The 22,859-nt window shown below is 63.6% G+C and carries 18 protein-coding genes and 1 pseudogene; 7 read left to right on the top strand and 12 right to left on the bottom strand.

Annotated features, from left to right (window positions below):
* Positions 1 to 16: 16 nt before the first annotated feature.
* Entirely contained in the window at positions 17 to 862 is an 846-nt protein-coding gene (locus HBA99_RS24105; RefSeq protein WP_057964604.1) for a patatin-like phospholipase family protein, read from the bottom strand.
* A 154-nt stretch (positions 863 to 1,016) separates the two neighbouring features.
* On the opposite strand from HBA99_RS24105, the gene HBA99_RS24100 reads away from it, so the two are divergent.
* Both HBA99_RS24100 and HBA99_RS24095 read left to right on the top strand, forming a co-directional pair.
* A complete protein-coding gene (locus HBA99_RS24100) occupies positions 1,017 to 2,072 on the top strand; it encodes an NAD-dependent epimerase/dehydratase family protein (RefSeq protein WP_070951809.1) in 1,056 nt (351 codons plus the stop codon).
* Positions 2,073 to 2,093: 21 nt separating this feature from the next.
* Complete coding sequence (locus tag HBA99_RS24095; protein ID WP_030097589.1) at positions 2,094 to 2,717, top strand: MBL fold metallo-hydrolase; 624 nt, start codon at positions 2,094 to 2,096, stop codon at positions 2,715 to 2,717.
* On the opposite strand, the gene HBA99_RS24090 is transcribed toward HBA99_RS24095, so the two are convergent.
* A complete protein-coding gene (locus HBA99_RS24090; RefSeq protein WP_070952391.1) occupies positions 2,714 to 3,673 on the bottom strand; it encodes a GlxA family transcriptional regulator in 960 nt (319 codons plus the stop codon). The genes HBA99_RS24095 and HBA99_RS24090 overlap by 4 nt on opposite strands.
* Positions 3,674 to 3,846: 173 nt before the next feature.
* On the opposite strand from HBA99_RS24090, the gene HBA99_RS24085 reads away from it, so the two are divergent.
* Complete coding sequence (locus tag HBA99_RS24085; protein ID WP_057967616.1) at positions 3,847 to 4,482, top strand: HD domain-containing protein; 636 nt, start codon at positions 3,847 to 3,849, stop codon at positions 4,480 to 4,482.
* A 10-nt stretch (positions 4,483 to 4,492) separates the two neighbouring features.
* On the opposite strand, the gene HBA99_RS24080 is transcribed toward HBA99_RS24085, so the two are convergent.
* The 7 genes from HBA99_RS24080 to HBA99_RS24050 form a co-directional block, all read right to left on the bottom strand.
* Entirely contained in the window at positions 4,493 to 5,830 is a 1,338-nt protein-coding gene (locus tag HBA99_RS24080; RefSeq protein WP_070932006.1) for an HNH endonuclease signature motif containing protein, read from the bottom strand.
* 92 nt (positions 5,831 to 5,922) lie between these two features.
* Complete coding sequence (locus tag HBA99_RS24075; RefSeq protein ID WP_070951810.1) at positions 5,923 to 7,866, bottom strand: thiamine pyrophosphate-dependent enzyme; 1,944 nt, start codon at positions 7,864 to 7,866, stop codon at positions 5,923 to 5,925.
* Complete coding sequence (locus HBA99_RS24070) at positions 7,863 to 9,491, bottom strand: glutamate synthase-related protein (protein WP_070951811.1); 1,629 nt, start codon at positions 9,489 to 9,491, stop codon at positions 7,863 to 7,865. The genes HBA99_RS24075 and HBA99_RS24070 overlap by 4 nt, the downstream gene beginning before the upstream one ends.
* A 68-nt stretch (positions 9,492 to 9,559) precedes the next feature.
* Complete coding sequence (locus tag HBA99_RS24065; RefSeq protein ID WP_070951812.1) at positions 9,560 to 12,352, bottom strand: helix-turn-helix transcriptional regulator; 2,793 nt, start codon at positions 12,350 to 12,352, stop codon at positions 9,560 to 9,562.
* A 49-nt stretch (positions 12,353 to 12,401) separates the two neighbouring features.
* A complete protein-coding gene (gene poxB, locus HBA99_RS24060; protein WP_070951813.1) occupies positions 12,402 to 14,141 on the bottom strand; it encodes a ubiquinone-dependent pyruvate dehydrogenase in 1,740 nt (579 codons plus the stop codon).
* Between the two features lie 124 nt (positions 14,142 to 14,265).
* Positions 14,266 to 15,201 (bottom strand): patatin-like phospholipase family protein, encoded by a 936-nt coding sequence (locus HBA99_RS24055; RefSeq protein ID WP_030097581.1) that lies wholly within the window; start codon positions 15,199 to 15,201, stop codon positions 14,266 to 14,268.
* A 56-nt stretch (positions 15,202 to 15,257) separates the two neighbouring features.
* A complete protein-coding gene (locus HBA99_RS24050; protein WP_030097580.1) occupies positions 15,258 to 16,025 on the bottom strand; it encodes an SDR family oxidoreductase in 768 nt (255 codons plus the stop codon).
* A gap of 152 nt (positions 16,026 to 16,177) precedes the next feature.
* Here HBA99_RS24050 and HBA99_RS24045 point away from each other — a divergent pair, with 152 nt between their 5' ends.
* Together HBA99_RS24045 and HBA99_RS24040 are read left to right on the top strand one after the other, a co-directional pair.
* Positions 16,178 to 16,723, top strand: a complete 546-nt coding sequence (locus HBA99_RS24045; protein WP_227457885.1) for a TetR/AcrR family transcriptional regulator — start codon at positions 16,178 to 16,180, stop codon at positions 16,721 to 16,723.
* 47 nt (positions 16,724 to 16,770) lie between these two features.
* Positions 16,771 to 17,199 (top strand): pyridoxamine 5'-phosphate oxidase family protein, encoded by a 429-nt coding sequence (locus HBA99_RS24040; RefSeq protein ID WP_030097578.1) that lies wholly within the window; start codon positions 16,771 to 16,773, stop codon positions 17,197 to 17,199.
* A 30-nt stretch (positions 17,200 to 17,229) separates the two neighbouring features.
* Here the strand turns inward: HBA99_RS24040 and HBA99_RS24035 are convergent, their stop codons facing one another.
* The 3 genes and pseudogenes from HBA99_RS24035 to HBA99_RS24025 form a co-directional block, all read right to left on the bottom strand.
* Positions 17,230 to 17,499 carry a metal-sensitive transcriptional regulator gene (locus HBA99_RS24035; protein ID WP_030097577.1) on the bottom strand — a complete coding sequence of 90 codons (270 nt, stop codon included), beginning with the start codon at positions 17,497 to 17,499 and terminating at the stop codon, positions 17,230 to 17,232.
* Between the two features lie 25 nt (positions 17,500 to 17,524).
* Positions 17,525 to 20,317, bottom strand: a complete 2,793-nt coding sequence (locus tag HBA99_RS24030) for an MMPL/RND family transporter (protein ID WP_199252990.1) — start codon at positions 20,315 to 20,317, stop codon at positions 17,525 to 17,527.
* Between the two features lie 29 nt (positions 20,318 to 20,346).
* Positions 20,347 to 20,765, bottom strand: a pseudogene (locus HBA99_RS24025) (MmpS family transport accessory protein).
* Between the two features lie 216 nt (positions 20,766 to 20,981).
* Here HBA99_RS24025 and HBA99_RS24020 point away from each other — a divergent pair.
* Entirely contained in the window at positions 20,982 to 21,602 is a 621-nt protein-coding gene (locus HBA99_RS24020) for a mycothiol-dependent nitroreductase Rv2466c family protein (RefSeq protein ID WP_070951815.1), read from the top strand.
* An 83-nt stretch (positions 21,603 to 21,685) separates the two neighbouring features.
* Positions 21,686 to 22,858, top strand: a complete 1,173-nt coding sequence (locus HBA99_RS24015; RefSeq protein WP_070919679.1) for an NAD(P)/FAD-dependent oxidoreductase — start codon at positions 21,686 to 21,688, stop codon at positions 22,856 to 22,858.
* The last annotated feature ends 1 nt before the right edge of the window (position 22,859 follow it).

Genomic DNA, 22,859 nt, shown 5'->3' with positions numbered 1-22,859 from the left:
TTACAGCTCGGTGTGCTCAGTCGTGCTGATGTTCCAGCAGATCCGCCTGATTGATCTTGAATCTCGGCATGAGTAACCATCGGAGGGTCTGCGCGCGTGCACGGTCGATGAGCTCACCGGAATGCGAGAAGTCGATCGGTGAGATACGGACGGGACACAGCGGCGGAACCACCCGCAGGTCGACGGTCCCCTCGAATCGGGCCACGTCCACGGCCAGGCGTTGGTTGATGGCCAGCGTGGTGGCGTGCAATGCCATGGCCAGCGCGCCTTTCGGAGCTTCGCGAAGAGCACATGAGTATCCGGTGGGCAGCACCCAGATCTCGTCGGCGCCTAGCGAAACAGCGTGGGAGAGAGGGGTGTTGTTCACGACGCCGCCGTCGATGTAGTCCCGCCCGTCGATAGTCACCGGCGGCAGCACGGCGGGGATAGCGGCACTGGCGGCAATCGCGTCGATCGGATTTCCGCGCGACAGCAGAATGTCTTTGCCGGTGAGCACGTCCGTCGCGACTACGTGCAAGGGAATGGGCGCGTCCTCGAGCCGGTGAAACTCCAGGTTTTCTCGCAATAACCGGCGCAGGCCCGAATCCGAAACCAGGCTGCGCCGGCGACCGACAAACCCCAGGAACCCCGTGTACAGGTTGGTGGGAAAGACGTCACCGCGTGAGAGTGAACGCCACAGATCGGCGAGTGCGTTCACGCCGGCCATCTCGGAGCGAGCGGCCAGCCAGCCGCCGTTCAGGGCGCCCACGGACGTGCCGACGATCAGGTCGGGAGTGACGCCCGCCTCCGTCAGCGCCTGCAGCATGCCGACTTGTATCGACCCGAGGCTGGCGCCACCGGACAACACAAACGCTGTTGTCATGGTCCAACACTAACGATCCGCCGGAGCGCCGGGCCGTCGCATGGCCATTCTGGACAGGTGTCTGGTTTTCGGCAATAGTGGGTGCGGTAGGTCGCATATATGGCCTCGGCCACAAGCATTTAGAGGCTGGACACTTGTCTATTTGGAGGTTGGCGTGAACGGTGATCGTGTTCTGGTGACCGGCGCGTTCGGCCTGGTGGGGTCCGCTGTTGTGGATGTCCTCGCGGCACGGGGTTACGCCGTGGCCGCCACTGATCTGCGCACACCGGCGAACCTGCGGGGCGCGGAGCGTCTGCCATCCGGAGTGCAGGTGCACTGGGCTGATCTGACATCCGTCGCCGAGGTCACGGCATTGATCGAATCCGTAGGGCCCGCGGCGGTTGTTCACCTCGCGGCTCTGATTCCGCCGTTCTGTTACGCGAATCGGGCGTTGGCGCAGGCAGTCAACGTCGAGGCGACGGGGCATCTGGTGGCCGCCGCCGCGGGGCTCGCATCGGCACCGCGCTTCATTCTGGCCTCCAGCGTCGCGGTATACGGCACCCGAAACCCGCATCGTGACAGGGGGCTGCTCACCGCTCAGACGCCGGTCAACCCGAGTGATCTCTACGGCGCCAACAAGGTTGCCGCCGAGAAGCTGGTGACTTCGTCGGCACTTGAATGGGTTGTGCTACGGCTCGGCGGAGTCTTGACGTCGGCGCCTCGGTGGAGCATTGATCCCAACTTGCTGCGGTTTGAAGCGGTGCTTCCGTCGGACGGCCGGATCCAGACCGTCGATGTGCGCGATGTTGCACAGGCCTTTTGCGCCGCGGTATCGACGAGCCAGGTACGCGAGGTCTTCCTGATCGGCGGCGACAGCTCTCATCGCACCACGCAGTCAGCCGTTGCATCCGAAACGGCGGCCGCGATGGGGCTTGTCGGCGGCGTTCCGGCGGGACGCCCGGGCGATCCCGGCGATGATCGGAGCTGGTTCGTCACCGATTGGATGGATACCGAACGTTCTCAACAAGTCCTTGACTTCCAGCGACATTCGCTACCCGTGATGCATGCTGAGACGAGTGCCGCGGTGGGGTGGCGGCGCGCACCCTTGCGATTGGTAGCGCCCATAGTGTGGGCCGCGCTGAAATCCCAGTCGCCGTACCGCGGGATGGGTGGGCATTTCGCCGATCCATGGCGTGCGATCGATCGGTGCTGGGGCGATCCGCAATACTGAAACCATGCGAAAGGTCGACGGATGAGTGGCATTGAGCGGGTCGTGACCCGCGGAACCTTCGAACTCGATGGTGGCAGTTGGGAAGTCGACAACAACATCTGGATCGTTGGCGAGGGCGACGATGTGGTGGTCTTCGACGCCGCCCATTCGGCGGAGCCGATCATCGAGGCGGTCGCCGGGCGCAATGTTGTGGCGGTGGTGTGTACCCATGGCCACAACGACCACATCACCGTCGCTCCTGAGTTGAGTCACACGCTGGACGCGCCGGTGCTTTTACATCCGGCTGACGACGTGCTGTGGCGAATGACTCATCCGGACAGGGATTTCCGTGCGGTAGAGGACGACATGGTGCTTGCCGTCGGCGGACTGGAACTGCATGCCCTGCACACGCCGGGTCATTCGCCGGGCTCGGTATGTTGGTATGCACCCGAGCTGCGGGCCGTGTTCTCGGGCGACACCCTGTTCCAGGGCGGGCCGGGCGCCACCGGGCGGTCGTTCTCCGATTTCCCGACGATCTTGCGGTCCATTTCTGGGCGTCTTGGTCCACTTCCCGCCGATACGGTGGTCTACACCGGTCATGGCGATACGACCACCATCGGTGACGAGATCGTGCACTACGACGATTGGGTGGCGCGCGGGCACTAGCGTGCGGTGGTCCGGAACCGGTCGCGGTAGGCCTTCGGTGAGACTCCCAGCTCGCTGACGAATACCCGCCGCAGCGTCTCCGGGCTGCCAAACCCAGCGATTCGTGCGGCTTCGGCGACGGTGCTGCCTGCATCCAAGGCGCCGCGGGCCGCATCGATTCGGGCGAGTTCCACGTATCGCGCTGGCGTAGTGCTTAATTCGGTGTGGAAGAGCCGGGTGAGCTGGCGGGTGCTCAGCGCCGCCCGCGCGGCTAACTTGTTGACACTGTGATCGTCGGCAGGGTCGGCGGCGATAGCGTCGGTTACCGGACGCAGCGCCGAGCCCGCAGGCGGCGCCGACTCCACGAAGACCGAGAACTGGGACTGTCCGCCCGCGCGTTTGAGATAGACGACCAGTGACCGCGCCACCTCGCGCACGATGTCTGATCCGTAGTCGTCCTCGACGAGCGCCAGCGCCAGGTCGATACCCGCGGACACCCCGGCCGAGGTGTAAACGTGTGCATCCCTGACGAAGATCGCGTCAGGCTCGACGGTGATGTTCGGAAACGCCCGCTGCAGCAACCCGGTATGACGCCAATGCGTGGTGGCGCGACGATGGTCGAGGACACCGGCCGGTGCGAGCAGGAAGGCGCCCGTACAGATGGACGCGATACGCCGGCACCGCGCGGATATTCGGGCCAGGGCATCCACGAGTGCGGGATCCACTGGGCGCCCGACCAGCACATCCCCGCCCGCCACCAATACGGTGTCCGTGGACTCGATGGAGTCGATTGTCGCGGTCACCGAGAACGGTGACCCGATGGATGTCGCCACGTCCTGCCCGTCGACCGAGGCCACCACCAGCCGGTAGTTCGCGCCGAATCGGCTGGCCTCGGCGAACACCTCGGCGGGACCGGCCAGGTCCAGCAGCTTCATGCCGTCGAACACGACGATGGTGATGAGCCGCTCATCGGGCATGACCACAGGATCGCAGATGCGCGGCTGCGCAGATGTCTGTATCTGTGGGATCGACGGCGGCTGTGCATCTCCCACTGTCGAGTGTCTGCGCCAGAAACTCGTAGGTGACCGAGTTCGGCCGGACTAGTTCCGCCAGACATCCGGACTAGTTCCGCCAGACATGAGGAGATGCCATGACCGAGATTGCCGGAGTCGAGATCCCGGATACCCCGCTGGTTCGCGAGATCACCGAGTACATCCGCGACACGGAGGACGACCTGCTGTTTCACCACTCCCGTCGGGTGTATCTGCTGGGTGCGTTGCAGGGGCAGCGTCGCGGTGTGAAACCTGATCCGGAGATGCTGTACGCCGGCGCGATGTTCCATGACATCGGCCTTACCGAGAGGTTCCGGGACTCGCAGCTGCGCTTCGAGGTGGACGGCGCGAACGCGGCCCGCGACTTCCTGACCGAACGAGGGGTGGGTGCCCAGGAGGCACAGAACGTGTGGCTGGCGATCGCGCTGCACACCACGCCCGGGATTACCGAGTTCTTGAGCCCGGAGGTGGCCCTCGTTACGGCCGGGGTTGAAACCGACGTGGTCGGCATCGCGCGGGATGCGCTGTCTGCCAAAGATTTAGATGCGGTAACCGCCGCGCATCCGCGGCCCGACTTCAAGAACAGGATTCTGAACGCCTTCTTCGAGGGCAATCGGCACCGGCCGGACAGTACGTTCGGCAACATGAATGCCGATGTGCTTGCGTATTTCGATCCGTCCTTCGTGCGGGCGGATCTGGTGGAGCTGATCCGGGCCAATAGCTGGCCGGAATAGGTAAAGCGTTCTAGAAGGGTGGCGGATCCTGAGCGGTGAGCGCGGCCAGTGCTGCCTCGCGTTGTAATCGTTCCTGGCGGTTGAGGTTGCGCTCCACCTGGCGCCGACGGTCGCGTTCCTGTTTTCGGGTGCGCAGGCGGGTAAGGGCGGGGAAGAGGAAGCGGCTGGCAGGAGTGGTGACATAGATGTGCCCCGTCGGGGCCTTCCAGTGCACAGTGCCGTCGGGGTCCTGGATCTCGGCCCAGCCGCCGAAGGTCTTGAGGAGATGGTGTTTGCGGCACAACGCTTTCAGATTGGTGCCGGTGGTGGGACCACCGGTGGCCCACGGCACGGTGTGGTCGGTGTCCGTCCGGTCGGCGGCGCACTCGCAGCCGGGGAATCGGCAGAGCTGGTCGCGGGATCGCACGAAAGCCACAAGCCCTTCGGATGGGCGGTATCTGGTGCTGTGGGAATCGCCAAGCGTCCGAGTGCGGGCGCCGGAGGCCACGGTGCGCGCCTGCTCGGCGGCAAGCATCCCGAAGCCTGGGACATGGGCGGGTACATCGTCTAGACCGTCGAGGGTGGATTGGTTGACGACCACGTTGACGACGACCGCGACATCGGCGATATCGCGTCCAGCACAGGCCGGACGTCCACAGGTACAACGCATCTGATCAAGACCCCGCGTCAGCGCACCGACCGCATCGGCACGGCGTTGGGCTTTCGTGCGTGGATCTGCTGGGCACACGGTGTCGGCCAGAAGATCGAGTCGTTTGTCCAGCGCGACGGCGTGGGTGGCCTGCAGGGTGCCCCAGATCTCGGCGACGGGTTCCCCGGTGTCGGCTGGGCGGATTTCGATATGCCGTCCCTCCTTGGCAGATCTGTTGCGCCGCACGGCGTCCTGATCAAAGTGAAGCACCAACGCATCGAGTGCCGCACTGATGCGTTTGTGGGACCAGCGCGCCCAGCGGGGCAGGGCGCGCACAATCGCGGTATCCACCTGCGTCACCGTGGCGTCGTTGTCGACGAGCTCGGTCCGGTTGATGATCAGTGCGACGGTCCTGAAGTCAAGATCACCGGCGGCGAAGCGTTCAGCGACTGCTGTGAGGCGGTGCCGCAGAACCTGGGCGTACCGCATCTGGCTGGAGGCCAATGCCTGGGTGATGCCCTGAGCCGCCGCAATTTCGGCGGCAATTCTATCCCAGCGATCCAGGGGGTGATGGTCACGCACATCAGCCTTGTTGAGGTCAGCGTGCCGGTCGACGAGCACGCCGATGGCATGTAACCGCCGGGCACATGCCTGCGTCTCGGCACGCTGTGCCGAGGTGATCACATCGATCAGATCGGCGTCTCCCAATGAGTCGAACACACTTTCGATTCTAGGGGAATCTGTTGAGCCGCACCGCGTGCTGTGCCCTGGTTGTGGACAAACTACGGATTGTGGATAACCCAGGGGCTCCTCTAGTGCGACCGTGGGTCCGTCAGGATCTCAACCAGGGCAGGCCCAGGATGGCTGAGTGCCTCGGCGATCGCCGAATTCAGCTCGGACGCATCGCTCACGCGCCTGCCATACGCTCCACAGTCGCGGGCGAACTCCGCGAACGACGGATTGTGTAGCGACGTCTGCCACACGGCGTATTCGGAGCTGCGTTGTTCCTCGCTGATCTTGGCCAGCTCGCCGTTGTTGAGCAGGATATGGGTGATATTCATGTCGTACTTCACGGCAGTGGTGAAGTCGGCGAGGTACTGGCCGAAACCGCCGTCACCGGTCACCGCGACGATGGGCCGATCCGGGGCCGCTGCCCAGGCGCCCATGGCGGCGGGAAAACCGAAGCCGATGGAGCCGAGATATCCCGACATGAGCACCGCCTGTGCGGTGGGCTCGAAATAGCGGCCGAACGAGTACGCATGATTGCCCACATCGACTGTCAGCACTGCATTTTCGGGCACCAAACCGTTGAGCGCATGGAAGACGGCAGCAGCAGACACTCGTCCATGTGCGGGGGCGGCGGCCCGGCGCGTCTTTTCGGTGCGCCATACCGACCAGCGCTCCGCGAGCTCGGGACGTTGGTCGACTAGCGCCGGGTTTGTCCGGAGCCCATCGGACATGGCGGCGGCCGTCACACCAACGTCACCGAGCACGGGTGCCGTGACCGGTCGAAAGCGGCCGAGCGCCAGTGGGTCGGTGTCGACCTGAATGGTCGGCTTGTAGGGCGAGATACCCGTGTGATTCGAGAACGACGCGCCGAATACCAAGAGCAGATCGGTCTTGTTCATCATCCAAGACGCAACCGGTGTACCCGAGCGGCCCAGCACCCCGCCGGCGAGCGGATGACGGTCGGAGATCTGGCCCTTGGCCTTGAAGGTGGTGAGGATCGGGGCGTTCAGCCGCTCGGCCAGCGCGGTGATGGCTGCCATGTCGAATTTCGCACCGGCGCCCACCACGATCACTGGGCGCATGGCCGATTCGATGAGGCGCAGCGCCGTGTCGAGCGCCGCCGCAGGTGGGCCCACCCGCAGATCCGGCATGCGGCCCCGCGGCCCGGTGGCCGGTTCGTCGGGCGCGGGGAGTACCTGGACCTCGTCGGGGAGCACGAGATGGCCGACACCGCGCTCCAGGATGGCGTGCTTGAGCGCCATCGTCATCAGTTCGGCGTGGTCCGAGCCTGCCCGCACCATCGCCGAATACACGGACACGTCGGCGAAGGCCGCCAGCAAATCGATGTCCTGGAAGGCGCCCTTACCGGCCACCGATGAATCCACGTTGCCCGAGATGGCCAGCACCGGTGCGCGATCGGCCTTCGCGTCGTACAGCCCCGTCAACAGATTCGTCGAACCCGGGCCGGCGATACCGAAACACGCGGCGGGGCGTCCGGTCAGCTTCCCGTATGCCGAGGCGGCGAAGGCCGCCGCGCCCTCGTGCCTGATGCCGAAGTACCGCAATTTGCCGTCGCCTTCGGCGCGGTGCATCGCCTCGGCGACACCGAGATTCGAGTGCCCGACCATACCGAAGACGGTGTCGACACCCCAGTTGGTCATGGTCTCAATCAGCACGTCGCTGACCGTGCGGACATGAGGGGCCGGCGGCGGAGTGCCCACGTACACGCCGTCCTCGCGCACGTCCACGGGATAGGTCTGCACATCGAAGTCGGGTCCACCGGCTGCCTCGCCGGTGAACGGGTCGAAGTCGAATCCATGCCAGGGACAACGAATCTTGTCGTTCTCCAAGGTGCCTTGGCCCAGCGGACCGCCCTGGTGGGGGCACCGGTTGTCGATGGCACCGAAACGGCCGTGCAGTTTGGTCAAGGCCACGGACTTCAGGCCCACCGGGCAGACCGTCACCTCACCCTCATCCAGCGCATCCTGATCAGCCGCCTTGTGCCAGACCAGTTCCTGTTCGCTCACAGTGGTATCGCTCCTGCGTAGGGGACTGCGCTGAGGTATGCGAAGTCGCGGTCGAATGTGACGAGATCGTCGAGCTCCAGGTCGGCGAGACGGCGATGCCCGCACGCCCTGGCCAGTATCGTCATCAGCTCGACGGTGGACTGCAGGAATCGCTGCAATCGCGCGGCCGCAAGATCGATGGGCAGACGATCACGCAGCGCTGGATTCTGGGTGGCAATGCCGACAGGGCAGGTGTTGGTGTTGCAGGCGCGCATGCCGACACAGCCGATGGCTTGCAGTGCGGCGTTGGACAAACCAATGGCGTCGGCGCCCAGCGCCAGCGCCTTGACCATATCGGCCGGGGTGCGGATGCCGCCGGTCACCGCCAAAGTCACCTCCCGTGCACCGGAGCGATCGAGATGTCGACGCGCGCGAGCCAGAGCCGGAATGGTCGGTACGGAGATGTTGTCGCGAAAGAGAATTGGTGCAGCGCCGGTGCCACCCCCGCGACCGTCGAGAATGATGTAGTCGACGCCGATGGTGAGCGCCGCGTCGATATCGCGCTCGATGTGCTGTGCGCTCATCTTGTAGCCGACCGGGATTCCCCCCGACAACTCGCGCACCTCGTTCGCGCAGTCACGGAACTGGTCCAGGGATGTCCAATCGGGAAAGCGAGACGGTGAGATCGCGGGAGTGCCCGGTGCGAGACCACGGACCTCGGCGATCTTCCCGACGACCTTGTTGCCGGGCAGATGCCCGCCGGTACCGGTCTTGGCACCCTGGCCGCCCTTGAAATGAAAAGCCTGCACCTTCTTGACGTGCTCGAAGCTCCATCCGAATCTGGCGGAGGCCAGCTCGTAGAAGTATCGCGAATTGTGTTGCTGTTCTTCGGGGAGCATGCCTCCTTCACCCGAACAGATTCCCGTTCCGGCGAGATCGGCGCCTGCGGCCAACGCGATCTTGGCCTCTTGCGAGAGTGCCCCGAAGCTCATATCACTGACAAACAAGGGGATGTCGAGGGACAGCGGGCGCCGGGCGCCCGGACCGATCACCGTGCGGGTGTCGACGGGTTCGTCGTCCAGCACGGGCAGACGAGCCAGCTGGCCGGTCACCAGCTGAATCGAATCCCACGAGGGCAGCTTGTCGCGCGGAACCCCCATCGCCGCCATCGTCCCGTGATGCCCGACCCTGTCGAGCCCGTGGGCGGCGAGCTCGTGGATCTGGGTGACGAAGGGCTCCTCCGCGGTATCAGAAGGTTTGATCCACGCGCCCTGATAGCCGTCGTCCTCGTACGACACCGGATGTACCTTCGCGAATGCCGAGACAGCCGATTCATCCACGTAGACAGTGCCGTTGGAGACCCAGGCGGGAAATTTCGTCAGTGCCACCGAAGGATTGACCGGTGAGATACCGCTGTCCACTTCGTAACGCCAGCCGTGGACCCCGCAGACCAGGAGGTCACCTTCGAGGTGGCCGTCGGCCATTAGGGCACCGCGGTGTGCGCAGCGGCCGTACAGCGCCGAAACATCCTCGTCCTGGCGAATCAGAACGATGTCCACGCCGCTCACTCGGGTGGCATGGGGCGCCCCCTCGGGGAGCGCCGACAACTCTGCCACCTGCAGTGCCGCCGTGGGCAGGGTAGTCATGGGTGCACTATGCGTCACCGTGGACATGGGCGCATCAGTCATATGACTGGTGCGGCGCGCGGGCCCAGCTACGTGATCAGGTCACGCAGCTCGTGCCGTCGGCTGATCCCCAGCTTGGGGTAGACGTGATACAGGTGAGATGCGATGGTGCGCGGTGAGAGGTTGAGCTGATCGCCGATCTGGCGGTTGGTCATGCCAGACGCCACGAGCCTGACAATCTGCTGTTCTTGCGCGGTCAGCGATTCGAAGCCTGCGGTGGTGCGGGCAGATTTCGAGACGACGCCCGCGGCACGCAATTCGGCACGGGCGAGTGCCGCCAGCGCCTCGGCACCCTGGCGCTCGAAAACCGCCAGGGCCGTCGATAGGAGGGGACGCGCCTCAGCGGGACGACGGGCTCGGCGCAACCACTCTCCGTAGTGCAGCCGGGCGCGAGCGCCTTCAAGTGGCCACTGATCTCCGCTGGAATCGTCTACCGCGAGCCGAAAGTAGTCCTCCGCGTTCGCGGTTGAGGACACCAGCGCCATTGCCTGGTGATGCAGCAGCCGGATTCGTGTGGGTGACGCGGGGTCCAGTTGCCTTCCGATGGCTTCGATCAACGGCCGAACCTCCTCGGCGCGGCCGCTGCGCGCAGCCGCCCAGGCCAGTTCGGCTACCCCGCGGTGCGATACGACGAAGTGCGTGGGCGTCCCGTCGGAATGAAACTGCGCGCGGAAGTATTGATACGCGCCGTCGAAGTCGTTGTGGAGGATCGCCGTCCACCCCCATGCGCGCGTGAGCGCGGTGCGTGTCGCTCCTGACGTCGTATCCAACGAGGAGGTGTCGATACTGCGCAACGCCGCTGTCGCGGCGGTGACGTCACCGCGATATGCGAGTAGCTGCGCACGACACACGGCGGTTTCGCTGTGCAGCAGTGCGAGATCGTCGAGCTCGTACAGGTCCGCGGTGGCGGCAAGGAGTTCCCCGAGTTGATTCCAGCGGCCCGTGTCCAGCAGTGCCCAGGCGAGGGGTGCCAGTGCATAGGTGAAGCCCCGCATGCCGCCACTGCCTTTGAGGGATTCAACCGCCTCCGAGAGATGGCGAACAGCAAGGTCGGAGTCGTCGGTGGAGGCTGCCATGAGGCCCACGACGAGATGCCGAAAGGGTTCCAGGATCGGCGCCTGCGGTGTCAGCCAGCACCGGTCGAAGGATGTCGGCCTGGCGTGCCCTGCAGAGGCGGTATCTGCGTACATGCCGATGTAGGTGCGCTGCAGGGCGGCAGCACCCTCCGGGAATGTGAAGAATTCGGCCGACGTCTCCTCCTGTTCGGTGTCATCGAAGGGAAGGCGGGGAAGCCACTTCTGGAGCGCTTCGCGATGTCCGATATCCCCGGAATAGTAGGAGGCCGAGGCGCCCAGGTGAGCCAGCGTGAGGGCCAGCCGGCCCTCCGGAGGCGTTGCTCCCTCCATACAGCGGCGAACCAGTTCGAAGGCCTCGGTCGCCTGTGCTGATTGCAGCCTGATGGAAGCTCGGGTGAGGGAGGCGTAACCGAGAATATCGGGTTGATTGGTTAACCGAGAAGCCTTGTCGCAGAGTGTGAGTGCCCAGGCGGTGTCGCCACCGAAGTTCGCGGCCGCCGCGGCCCGGGCGTACCGGCGCGCACCGTCGTCATCATGTGGACTCAACTCTGCGGCACGCTGCAGCGCACGTGTGACCTCCAGGTAGCCGCCGCGCTCCTGGGCCAGTTGCGCGGACTGTTCCAGTGCTGATGCGATGGCCTCATCTGGCCCGCCCGCTGCTTCAGCCAGATGCCAGGCGCGGCAGGCATTGTCGAGTAGTGGAGATCGTCCGAAGGCGAGATGGGCGTCCCGTTGTTCGGTCAGGGTTAAATCGGTATAGGCGAGAGCCCGAAGCAGTGGATGGCAGAACTTGATCAACCTATCCGGGGTGATACTCAGTAGCCCAGCGTTCTCGGCGTCGTTCCAGACGGATAGGTCGGTACCGTGGCCGGCCACATCGGTGATGATGTCCACGGTTTCGTATCCCGAACCGGATGCGCTGTACAACAACAGTTTTCGGGTGATCTTATCAAGTGCCGCCAGCTCTATGGAGAAGATTAAATGCGCACCGCGGTATCCGGCCATGTTGTTTCCGCGGAACACCGTGGCGCCGGAAAGACCGTAGAAGCGTGCCCCTTCGATCAGCGCCAACGGGTTTCCGTCCGCCCACCGGATGATTTCACCGCGAACGCCACGCTCGGGGGGCGGCATTTGTGTGTCGAGGAGATCACTCGCTTCGCGGTCACTCAGTGCCGGTACGTCGATAACGGTGATGACCGAGTCGAGGCCAGGCAGCCCATCTCGGTGTCGGCCCGTCATGATCACCGACACCGGAGTGTGGATGAGCCTGCGGGACACGGAGATCAGTACTTCACGTGAATCGCGGTCGAGTAGGTCGACGTCGTCGAGTGCGAGAAGGAGCGGGCGTTCACGGGCTACGGATTCCAGTAAGGCAAGGAGCGCATGCCGGATGATGACTGGACTGGGTGATGAGGGTGTGTTGTTGATCCCGAGGATGTCACTGAGGGTGTCACGCAGCAGCCTGGGCAGCGCGTTGACGTGCTTGTTCAAAGGGCAGATGAGTTCGGCCAGGGACGTGTAGGCGTGCAACAGATCGGGTTGGCTCCCGGCGGCGAAGAGCACCCGGACTCCGGCGTTCGCGGCAGCTGAGGTGGCATCCCGCAGCAGCGCTGACTTACCAATCCCGGCCTCTCCGAGCAGGAGTACCACGTTGGGCGCGTTGTCTGTCGTGGTCGCGACGCGCCTGACTACGTCGCGCAGCTCGTCGCGCCCGACGAACGTAGGAGGGGAAGGAGCAGCGGTCATGGCGTTTGCGATGGTAGCGCCACGACCGCGTGGCAGCAGGGGCTGAGACTTACCGGCGGCGCAGACGCGCGCCCAGGTTCGTCTTGGCCAGGTCGATGAGCTCGTCGCCGCGGCCCGACAACAGGGTTCTCGTTGCCCACAGGGAGAAGCCTGCGACCTGCGCGGCGGTGATGGTCGGTGGAATCGACAGCTCTTGGCGGGCGGTGAGCACTTCCACGAGGGCCGGGCCGTCGTGACTGAAGGCGTCCGACAACGCGGCGTCGAGTTGGTCCGGGCGCTCCACACGGACACCGTGAATCCCGAGTGCCCTTGCGAGGTCGGCAAAGACGGGGTTGTCCAGGGCCGTGCCGTAGTTCACGATTCCGGCGGCCTTCATTTCCAGCTCTACGAAGCTGAGCGCGCCATTGTTGAACACCACCATCTTGATGGGCAGCTGAGACTGGGTCAATGTGATGAGGTCTCCCAGCATCATCGCGAGGCCGCCGTCGCCGGAGAGCGTGACGACTTGGCGGCCGCGGTGTGACGCCTGGGCGCCGATTCCCTGGGGTACCGCATTGGCCATGCTGCCGTGGTTGAACGAACCGAGCAGGCGTCGTCTGCCATTCATGGACAGGTAGCGCGCGGCCCAGATGACCGGTGTGCCGACATCGGCGATGAATACCGCGTCTTCGTCGGCCAGCTCGTCGATCCTGCGCGCTACCAGCTCCGGCCGCACGGGCGTCTGATTGCGATCGTCCACCGCCAGCCGGTCGAGTTGAGCACGCGTACGCGTGTAGTTCCCTTTCGCGCGCTCCAGATGCTTGCTGTCGGAATGCGGAACAAGTGTCGAATTAAGTTGCTGCAAGGTGTCTTTCACCGAACCGATGAGTGGGACATCCACCCGGACACGACGGCCGATGTGTTCACCGCGGATATCGACCTGAATCACGGTCGCCTTCGGTGGGTAGAACTGTCGATACGGGAAATCCGTCCCGAGCATCAGTAGCACGTCGGTGTCCTCGAGTGCGTCGTACCCGGAACGGAATCCCAACAGGCCCGTCATGCCGACATCGAATGGGTTGTCGTACTCGACGAATTCCTTGCCGCGCAACGTGTGCACGATCGGGGCCTGCAGCGTGCGGGCTACCGCCAGCAGCTCGGCATGGGCGCCCTCACAACCGGCTCCGGCGAGGATCGTGACCGCGCTGGACCCGTTCAGTACGCGCACCGCTCGCTCTAGGGACTCGGGGTCCGGCAGACGGGTCCCGATGCCGGCGACGATGGGCGCCGAGGGCGGTGCCACATCTGTCTTGGCGCTGAGGACGTCTCCGGGGATCGTCAGGACGGCAACACCCCGCTGATCCAGCGCGGCCCGGATGGCGGTGTCCAAGACGTAGGGCAGCTGTTCAACGCTGCTCACCAGCTCGCTGTACACACTGCATTCGGCGAACAGATTCTGTGGATGCGTTTCCTGGAAGTAGCCGCTGCCGATTTCGGCGCTGGGAATGTGCGATGCGATTGCCAGGACGGGAACGCGGCTGCGGTGTGCGTCAAAAAGCCCGTTGATGAGATGCAGATTGCCCGGACCACAGCTGGCGGCACACACCGCAAGAGTGCCGGTCAGTGCGGCTTCGGCTCCTGCGGCGAATGCGGCCGCCTCCTCGTGGCGCACGTGAACCCACTCCACGGTGCCATCGCGGCGCAGAGCTTCGGTGAAGCCATTCAACGAGTCGCCGGGAAGGCCATAAATACGTTGAACACCAGCGACTTTCACGGTATCGACGATGAGTTGCGAGACTGTGCGGGCCATGGTGCCCTCCAAGGGGATGAGGCGTGCTGGACGGTCAGGGACGGTTGACACTCTTCATTGGATGCTAGCGGCGGTCGCGATGGTCGGCCATCAGTCATTCGACTGGTGGACGGGATGGCAACGGCTAGTTCGTGTTCGCGTATGTATCGAGAGCCTCAGCGGCGCAACGGCGCCCGACCTCGATGACCTCGGAGGCGCGATGAAAGTCCAGACTGCGACTGACACTGCGCGGCACCTCGATGAGAACATCAGGCGGGTGTGCCGCGAGCTGCATGCGGGCAAGGGAGGACTGCATGACCTCGATGGTGCGGTTCATCACCTCGAAGCTCGTCAGTTTCGCGGCGGGATCCGGTTGGCCAGCGGCCTCGGTGCCATCGGTTTCGAACAGCGCCGAGGTGCTGCGCAGCAGCCGGTTCAACCACTCCGTCGTCACGCGCGGCTCACGGGGCTCGGGGTCCAGCGGCGGCGCCGGGGCGCGTACTTCTTCGCCTCCGCTGAGGCTTACCGCCACTCGCAGCTCGGCGTGCACCCCGGCCAGCGGGGCCACCGCCATCAGATCGAGAACACCGCCGTCGGCCAGCACTCTGCCGTCGAGTACATGTGGAGAGATCATTCCGGGAATCGCGATGGATGCGCGAATGGCCGACGCCAATGAGCCGCGCTGTAGCCACACCGACTTTCCGGCGATCAAGTCGGTCGCGACCGCGGTGAACGGGATAGGCAGGTCTTCGATCGCGACGTCGCCGAGTAGTTCGCGCACGACGTCCAGAATCTTCTCCGCACGGAAGAAGCCGGGGCTGGTCCAGGTCGGATCCAACAGCCGCAATACCGCGCGCTGCGTTAACGAGGTCGCCCACGAGGTGAATCCGTCGAGCGCACCGGCTGCTTCCAGCCCGCCGACCAGCGCACCCATCGATGACCCCGAGATCCCGGAGATCTCGAAGCCACGCTCGCGCAGTTCCTGGATCACACCGATATGCGCGTAACCCCGGGCCCCGCCCGCGCCTAGCGCCAGCGCGATCTTGGTGCCGGGTGCGCCGGTGCTCGCCTCGTCAGTCATCCACTCAATCTTGGCAAGAGCGAAGCGAGGTATCCAGGTGAGGTGTGCGACACCCGCTATTGGCGAGCGTGTGGATCGGAGGCGTTGAGCGTCGCGACGACGTGGTCATAGTCACCGCGTGCCTCGCCGTAGCGTAGGAACTTCACCCGCTCTACCTGAATCTCGTTGGCGTCGGGCTGCGTCTCCAGCAGGGTGATCACCTCGTCGACGAAGTCCTTCAGGGGCATTGCGAAGTCGCTCTCTTGCTGGCCCGGCATGAGATCTGTGCGAACCGCGGGTGGCTGGAGTTCCTTGACCGACACGGTGGTATCCGCGAGCTGCAGCCGGAGCGTCTCACTGAGCATGTGGATGGCAGCCTTGGATGCGTTGTAGCTGGGGGTGACCTTCAGCGGTGCGAAGGCCAATCCGGACGACACTGTGATGACGGTGGCTTCCGGTCGGGCCTGTAGGTGCTCGATGAAGTTGGCGATCAACCGAATCGTGCCAAGCACGTTCGTGGTGATGATCTCCTCGGCCGACTGAAGAAAAGACTCAGGGTGGTGCCAGTCCTCGACGCGCATGATGCCCGCCATCGCAATGAGGACGTTCACGTCGGGATGCTCGGTGAGTACCTGCTGGGCGGCGGTGCGGATGCTCGCCGGATCGGAGATGTCGATCTGCACTGCCGAGATGCCGGGGTGCTCGGCGCGGATTCGCTCAAGCAGCTCGGTGCGGCGGCCGCCGACGACCACGGTATTGCCTTTGGCCTGCAAGGCTATGGCCAGTTCCAAGCCGATCCCACTGGTGGCTCCGGGGATGAACACCGTATTGCCCGTCATCTTCATGCGCGACCTCCGATCGATTATATGTACGTGTCGTACATATCGATAATGTACGGTACGTACACATAGTTGGCAAGGGTACGGAGGCGATGGTGGCCCAGGCGGAACGGGACGCGGTGAGGCGGCCGCGACGAGGGCGTCGCCCGGCTGACGAGGTGCGCGAGGAAGTGCTGCAGGCGGCGGGTGAGTTGCTCTTCGCCGATGGCATGAGCGGATTCACCATCGAGAAGGTCGCTGCTCTTTCGGGTGCGAGCAAGATGACGATCTACAAGTGGTGGCCGTCGAAGGGCGCCCTCGCGCTCGATGGCTACTTCCGAAAGGTTGAACCGGAATTGGGGTTCCCCGATACCGGGGAGATCGAGCGCGACCTCCGCGTGCAGCTGCGCGCGTTCCTCGGCGTCATCCGTGACACGGTCGGGGGCGGAATCATCGGGGAGCTTATAGGTCAGGCGCAGCTCGATCCTGACCTGAAAGCGGCCTTTCTGCAACGGTATTCGGGTCCGCGGCGCGCACTTGCGGTAGCGGCGCTGCGCCGCGCGCAGGAACGCGGCCAGCTTGATGCGGCCACGGACCCGGAAGTCGTCGTGGACCAACTGTGGGGCGCTTGCTACCACCGGCTGTTGGTACCGGATCAGCCGCTCACGGCGGACTTTGTGGATGCCTTGCTCGCCAATGTGCTTTGGGGGATCAAATCCAGATGAATCTAGGTGCGGGAATAAGCCCGACAGATCGGGGGTTTTGACGCAACATGTCACGTCAGTTCAGCGAAGTAGAGCGTCAGGATTTTCTTGCGGCCAAGCACATCGCTGTGCTGTCGGTTGCCGCCAACGAGCGCCCGCCGGCCAGTGTGCCGATCTGGTACGACTACGTCCCCGGTGGAAACATCCGTATCAGCACGAGTGCGGGAAATCGCAAGGCACGGCTTATCCAGGAGGCCGGGGCGGTGACGCTGACGGTTCAGCAGGAAGAGCTGCCCTATCAGTACGTCGTCGTCGAGGGCACTGTCGTGGAGGCTGCTGAGCCGGCCCCGGTGGCGGCGCGCGAGGAAATCGCCATCCGCTACCTCGGTGAGGAGGGCGGCCGGGAGTTTGTACGCAGCTACGACGGCAGCGAGAACGTACTGTTCACGATCCGTCCCGACCGCTGGTTCACCGCAGATTTCTCGGGCGATATCTGAGCCGCGAAAGGTAGGCGCGAGGCGCCGCGCTCACGCCAAGGCTAGGAACAGTTTCTCGAGTTCGGCCTCGGTCATGGGCGCGGTGTCTCCGTTGCGATCGGCGGTGATGCATTCCCGCAGCCCGGTGGCGACGATCTTGAATCCTGCGCGGTCGAGGGCACGCGATACGGCAGCCAGCTGAGTCACCACGTCTTTGCAGTCGCGTCCGTTCTCGATCATGTTGATGACGCCGTTGAGCTGACCTTGTGCCCGGCGCAGTCTGCTGAGGATCGCGGTGATGCTGTCTTGATCGTCGATCATGTCTCTACCTTTCGGGGGCGCCTAGCTACTGGCAGTATACCCTCCTGGGTATAGGGTAGGTGCGTATTCTCAGCGGCCACCAGAACCATGGGCCGAGTAACCCGGCTATGGACGGGGTCATCAGTGAGCGCACGATGAGTGTGTCGAACAGCAGACCTAGGCCGATCGTGCTTCCGGCCTGGCCGATCGAGCTCAAATCGCTTGCAGCCATGGACATCATGGTGAATGCGAACACCAGCCCCGCGGACGTGACGACTCCGCCGGTTTCTCCCATTGAACGGATGATGCCAGTCTTGAGTCCCGCGCCGATCTCCTCCTGGAATCGGGATACGAGCAGTAGGTTGTAGTCGGAGCCGACAGCTAGCAGGATGATCAATCCGAAGACCGGCGCGATCCAGTTGAGCTCGAGGCCGAAAATGTGCTGCCACACCAGCACCGACAGCCCGAACGCGGCGCCGAGCGACAGCAGTACGGTGCCGACGATGACCAGTGAGGCGACCAGTGCCCGTGTGATGATCATCATCACGGCGAAAATCAGTGTCATGGCGGCGATTCCGACGATCAATAGGTCATAGCGAGAGCCGGATTGGATGTCGCGGTAGATCGCGGCGGTGCCGGTGAGGTAGAACTCGGCGCCGGTCAGAGAGGTTCCCTTGACGGCTTGATGGGCGGCCTCCAGCTCGGAGATGACTGAGGAGATTCCTGCGGGGGTGGCCGGGTCCTTGTCGTGGGTGATGATGAAGCGCGCGGCTGTGCCGTCGGGGGACAGGAACAGCTTCAGCCCGCGCTGAAAGTCCTTATTCTGGAATGCTTCTGGTGGAAGATAGAAATAATCGCCGCTCCGGGAGGCGTCGAAGGCCTGTCCCATCGCGCTGGCGGTGTCGGTCATCTGCGCCATCTGTGTCACCAGGTTCGAGAAGCTGCTGTGCATGGTCAGCAGGCTCGCGCGCATGGACTTGGCCACGGCGATGATCGGGGGAAATTGGGCCGCCATGTGCGGAATGATTGCGTCGGCGTTTCCGACGTCTGCGGTCAGTGTGCGCATCGTGTCGCTGAACGTGTCGACGCCATCGATGGCGTCGAACACCGAACGTATGGCAGAGCATGCGGGGATATCGAAACAGTGCTGATCCCAGTAGAGATAGTTGCGCAGCGGTCGTATCACGTCGTCGAAGTCGGCCAGATGGTCCCGAATCTCGTTAAGTGTTGCTGTCGCATCTGTCATGTCCGCGCTCATGCGGTGCGTTGTGTCGCTCATCTGGCTCAGCAGGGATCGCATGCGCTCCATGGAGCCGATCATGGAGCCGAGATCCTCACTCATGGTGAGCATGTCGGCCGCGCGGTCCCTCATGAACTGAAGATTCTGCTGGATCGGAATCGACTGGGCGCTGATCTGGAAAGGGATGGAGGTGTGCTCAATCGGGCCCCCCAAGGGGCGGGTGATGCTTTGTACCATGGCGATTCCGGGTGAACGGAACACGTCTTTGGCGATCTTGTCAAGAATGATCATGTCGCCGGAGTTGCGCATATCGTGATCGCTCTCGATCATCAGAATATCGGGATTCATTGTGGCGGCGGTGAAATGGCGTTCAGCGGCCGCGTAGCCGACGTTCGAAGGCAGGTCGGCCGGTATGTAGAACCGGTCGTTGTAGCTGACCTTCATGGTCGGCATGATCGCGATACCGATGATCGCTATGCCCAGTGAGGCGGCGAGCACCGCGCCGGGCCAGCGCACGGTGGCGGTGCCGATACGCCGCCACCGCCTAACTTTCACGGCTCGTTTGGGTTCCAGCAGCCCGAACCTGGTTGCGAGGACGACGACGGCGGGCGCCGCGGTGAGGGCGCCTGCGACAACCACCAGCAGCCCCAGTGCAGAGGGGATGCCGAGGGCCTTGAAGTACGACAGTCGCGCGAGATGCAGACACAGCGTTGCACCGGCGATGGTCAGACCAGATCCCAGGATGATGTGGGCGGTTCCCCGGAACATGGTGTAGTACGCGGTTTCTTGATCCTGGCCGGCTTGGCGCGCTTCCTGATAGCGGCCGATGAGAAAGATGGCGTAGTCGGTTCCCGCGGCGATCGCCAACGAGGACAACATGGCCACCACGAATGTCGAGAATCCCAGGAGGTCGTAGTTACCGAGAATCGCGACAACACCTCTGGCGGTGCCCATCTCGAAGCCAACCATGACCAGAACCAGCAGCATCGTGCTGACGGAGCGGTACGTGATGAGGAGCATGATCATGATGACTGCGCCGGTCACGCCCATCATGATCAGCATGCTTTTGTCGGCGGCCTCATTCATGTCGGTGGTCAGCGCCGCCGGGCCGGTGACGTAAACCTTGAGGCCCGGCGGTGGCGGGGAGCTGTCCACGATTGTGCGGACCGCTGTCACCGACTTGTTGCCGAGCGTGCTGCCCTGGTCGCCAGCCAGATTGAGCTGTACATACGCGGCGTGACCGTCGCGGCTCTGAACACCGGAAGCCGTCAACGGGTCGCCCCACACGTCCTGAACGTGCTGAACGTGGCCAGTGTCTGTCCGCAGTGCGCGTACCAGGTTGTCGTAGTAGTGGTGTGCCGATGCGTCGAGCGGATTGTCGCTTTCCAGCACGATCATGGCCATGCTGTCGGAGTCAGATTCGTGGTACTTCTCACCGATGTGCCTAGCCGCCATCATCGCCGGCGCGTCACGCGGCGACATCGTCACCGCGTGATCTCTTGCCACCGATTCAATGGGTGGCACAAGCAGGTTCACCGCCACGGTCAGTAGTAGCCAGGCCAGCACAATGGGGATGGCGAATCTGCGAACAAATCGCATGAAGGCAGGACGTTCTTGAGCAGGAGGGTTCATGCTGCTTTCACCAGACAGGAGATCTGGGCGTGGTGCCCGTCAGCAGACTGATCGTCTTCGATTCGGCCGTTCACTGTGATCCGGCACCCAATCGCGGCGCTATTGCCTTGCGCCACAACACTGGCAATAACCGCGGGCACGGTGGTTTCGATTGTGTAGGTCAGGGCAAAGTGGTGAAATCGGCGGACTGTGGTTGCGCGTTCTTGTCGAGGTAGCTCACCGCACCCGTGGTGTCGGTGGGACCGTAGATCTCGTATCGCACGTGTTTGATCGCCGAGGGCGCGAGTGGCTGTGCGCTGCTGCCGGTGGCCGAGAATATGGGTTCGGAGCCGAACGCTCCTCGCAGGTGATTCACGGCGATTGCGCCGACACCGACCGCACATGCAACCACCGCCGCAACCCACGCGCGCCGCATCACGGCAACTGTTGCTGTGCGCACCTTCTGGCCACCTTTCTGTTGTAGATCAAGTGCTTTCGGCGCCAACGTGTGCCCTGTTCGCTCGCGTCTACTCTACAAATACCATACCCCCTATGGTATATAGCCCGGAATCTCATACCGGCTTATATACCGTAGGGGGTATGGTATAAACGGAATGAGAACGAGTTTGTGAGCCGTGATGGGAGACGCCGAATGTCCACAGGCAGTGGTTCTGCGCAAGCCGACACGTTCGACGTGAGGGTGTGGCTCGACCCGGTGTGCCCGTTCTCCTGGAATACCGCGCGATGGCTGAACACACTCGCGGACCAGTCGGGCCTGTCGATCGATTGGCAGCTGATGAACCTCGCGGTCTTGAATGAGGGCAGGGAGCTCCCGCCCGCACAACAAGCACGTATGGAGGACTCGCGACAGGTGGGTCGGCTGATGGCCGGCGTCCATCGTGAGTTGGGTCAGCAGGGCCTGCACACCGCGTACTTCAGCTTCGGTGAACTGTATTTCGATGAGTCGATGCCCGTCGACGCATATCTGGTGGACCGGGTACTGGCGGCGGTCGCACCCCACGGGGTGTCACGTGAAGCGCTATCGGACAGTTCCCTCGATGCACTGGTCCGTTCCTCGCATGAGTCCGGGCAGCAGGCGTTGGGAGACGTCGGCGGCAGCCCGCTGTTGCAGATCAACGGCCGCACGTTCTTCGGCCCTGTGTTGACGGCATTGCCGGAGCACGGCAACGCGCGTGCGCTTTTTGACGCGGTCACCGTGCTGGCGGGTGTGCCGGAGTTCACCCAGTTGCAGCGCCCGCGCCCGGCGCATTAAGCCCAGGCGTGGTCGCCACGTCTTACGTCCGTGAAAACAAAGCGCCCGCTTAGGGGCCTGTTCAGGAAGAGGGATCGCAGAACATGAAGAAGAAGGTTGTCATCCTGGGTGCCGGAATCGGCGGTCTGAGCGTGGTCAACGAATTCCGTCAGTCGCAGGTGCCACTGGGCGACCTCGACATCACCATCGTGGATGAGGACTTCGCGCACTTTCTGGGATTTACCTTGCCGTGGGTCATGAGGGGCTGGCGCGACGCGGCAAGTGTGCCGATACGGCCCAGCTCCGAGGCGCTGTCGGGGATAACCACGGTCACCGGTTCCGTCATCGGCATCGATCCCATTGCCCGCACCGTCACCCTTTCCGACGCATCGGCTCTGGACTTTGACGCGCTCATCATCGCCACCGGTGCGCGCAACGCCCTCGACAAGATTCCGGGCTTGAGTGAAGCAGCAGCACGAGGTGAGGCGGTGCACTACTACGGCGTCGACGCGGCCGGTGATGCCCGGCGCGCGATGGAAGGCTTCTCGGGGAGCAAGATCGTCTTCCTGGTGACCTCACAGCCTTACCGTTGTCCGGTGGCTCCGTATGAGGGCGCCCTACTGGCCTCGGACTTCTTGAACGACAAGAACATGCGATCGGATGTCGACATCAGCGTGTACACCCCGGAGAAGCACCCGATGCCCTCGGCCGGCCCTTACGCGGGACCTCAGCTGGTGCAGTTACTCAAGGACAACGGCATCACCTTCCACGGTGAACACACCACAGAACGCGTTGACCCGGACGGAAAGGTTGTCGTGTTCGCCGACGGCACCACAGTGAGCTTCGACCTGTTGGTGTTCGTACCGCCTCACGAGCCGTCCGTGACCATCGACGGGCCGGAATGGATCGGCGTCGATGCGCAGACCATGCAAACGCCCTATGAGGGCATTTGGGCTATCGGTGACACCGTATCGGTGACATCCCCCTCCGGCAGGCCACTGCCGAAGGCGGCCATCTTTGCCAAGAACGGTGCAAAAGCGGCTGCCCAAAATGTGCTGCACTATCTCGAGAGGTCCGACCGTACCGCAGCACTTTCTGGACTGGGGTACTGCTACCTCGATACCGGGCAACATCGTGCGGCACAAGGCAAAGGCGACTTCTTCACACTGCCGCATCCGGAGATCACCCTCACCGAGCCTTCCGCCGGTCAGCATCGTGACAAACAAGAAGAGGAAGCGCAATGGCGCAACATGTGGGAGTCACGTTCCGGCGCTTGAT

The sequence above is a fragment of the Mycobacteroides chelonae genome, from assembly GCF_016767715.1.
Lineage (GTDB): Bacteria > Actinomycetota > Actinomycetes > Mycobacteriales > Mycobacteriaceae > Mycobacterium > Mycobacterium gwanakae.
This window is presented reverse-complemented; position numbering and strand designations above follow the sequence as displayed.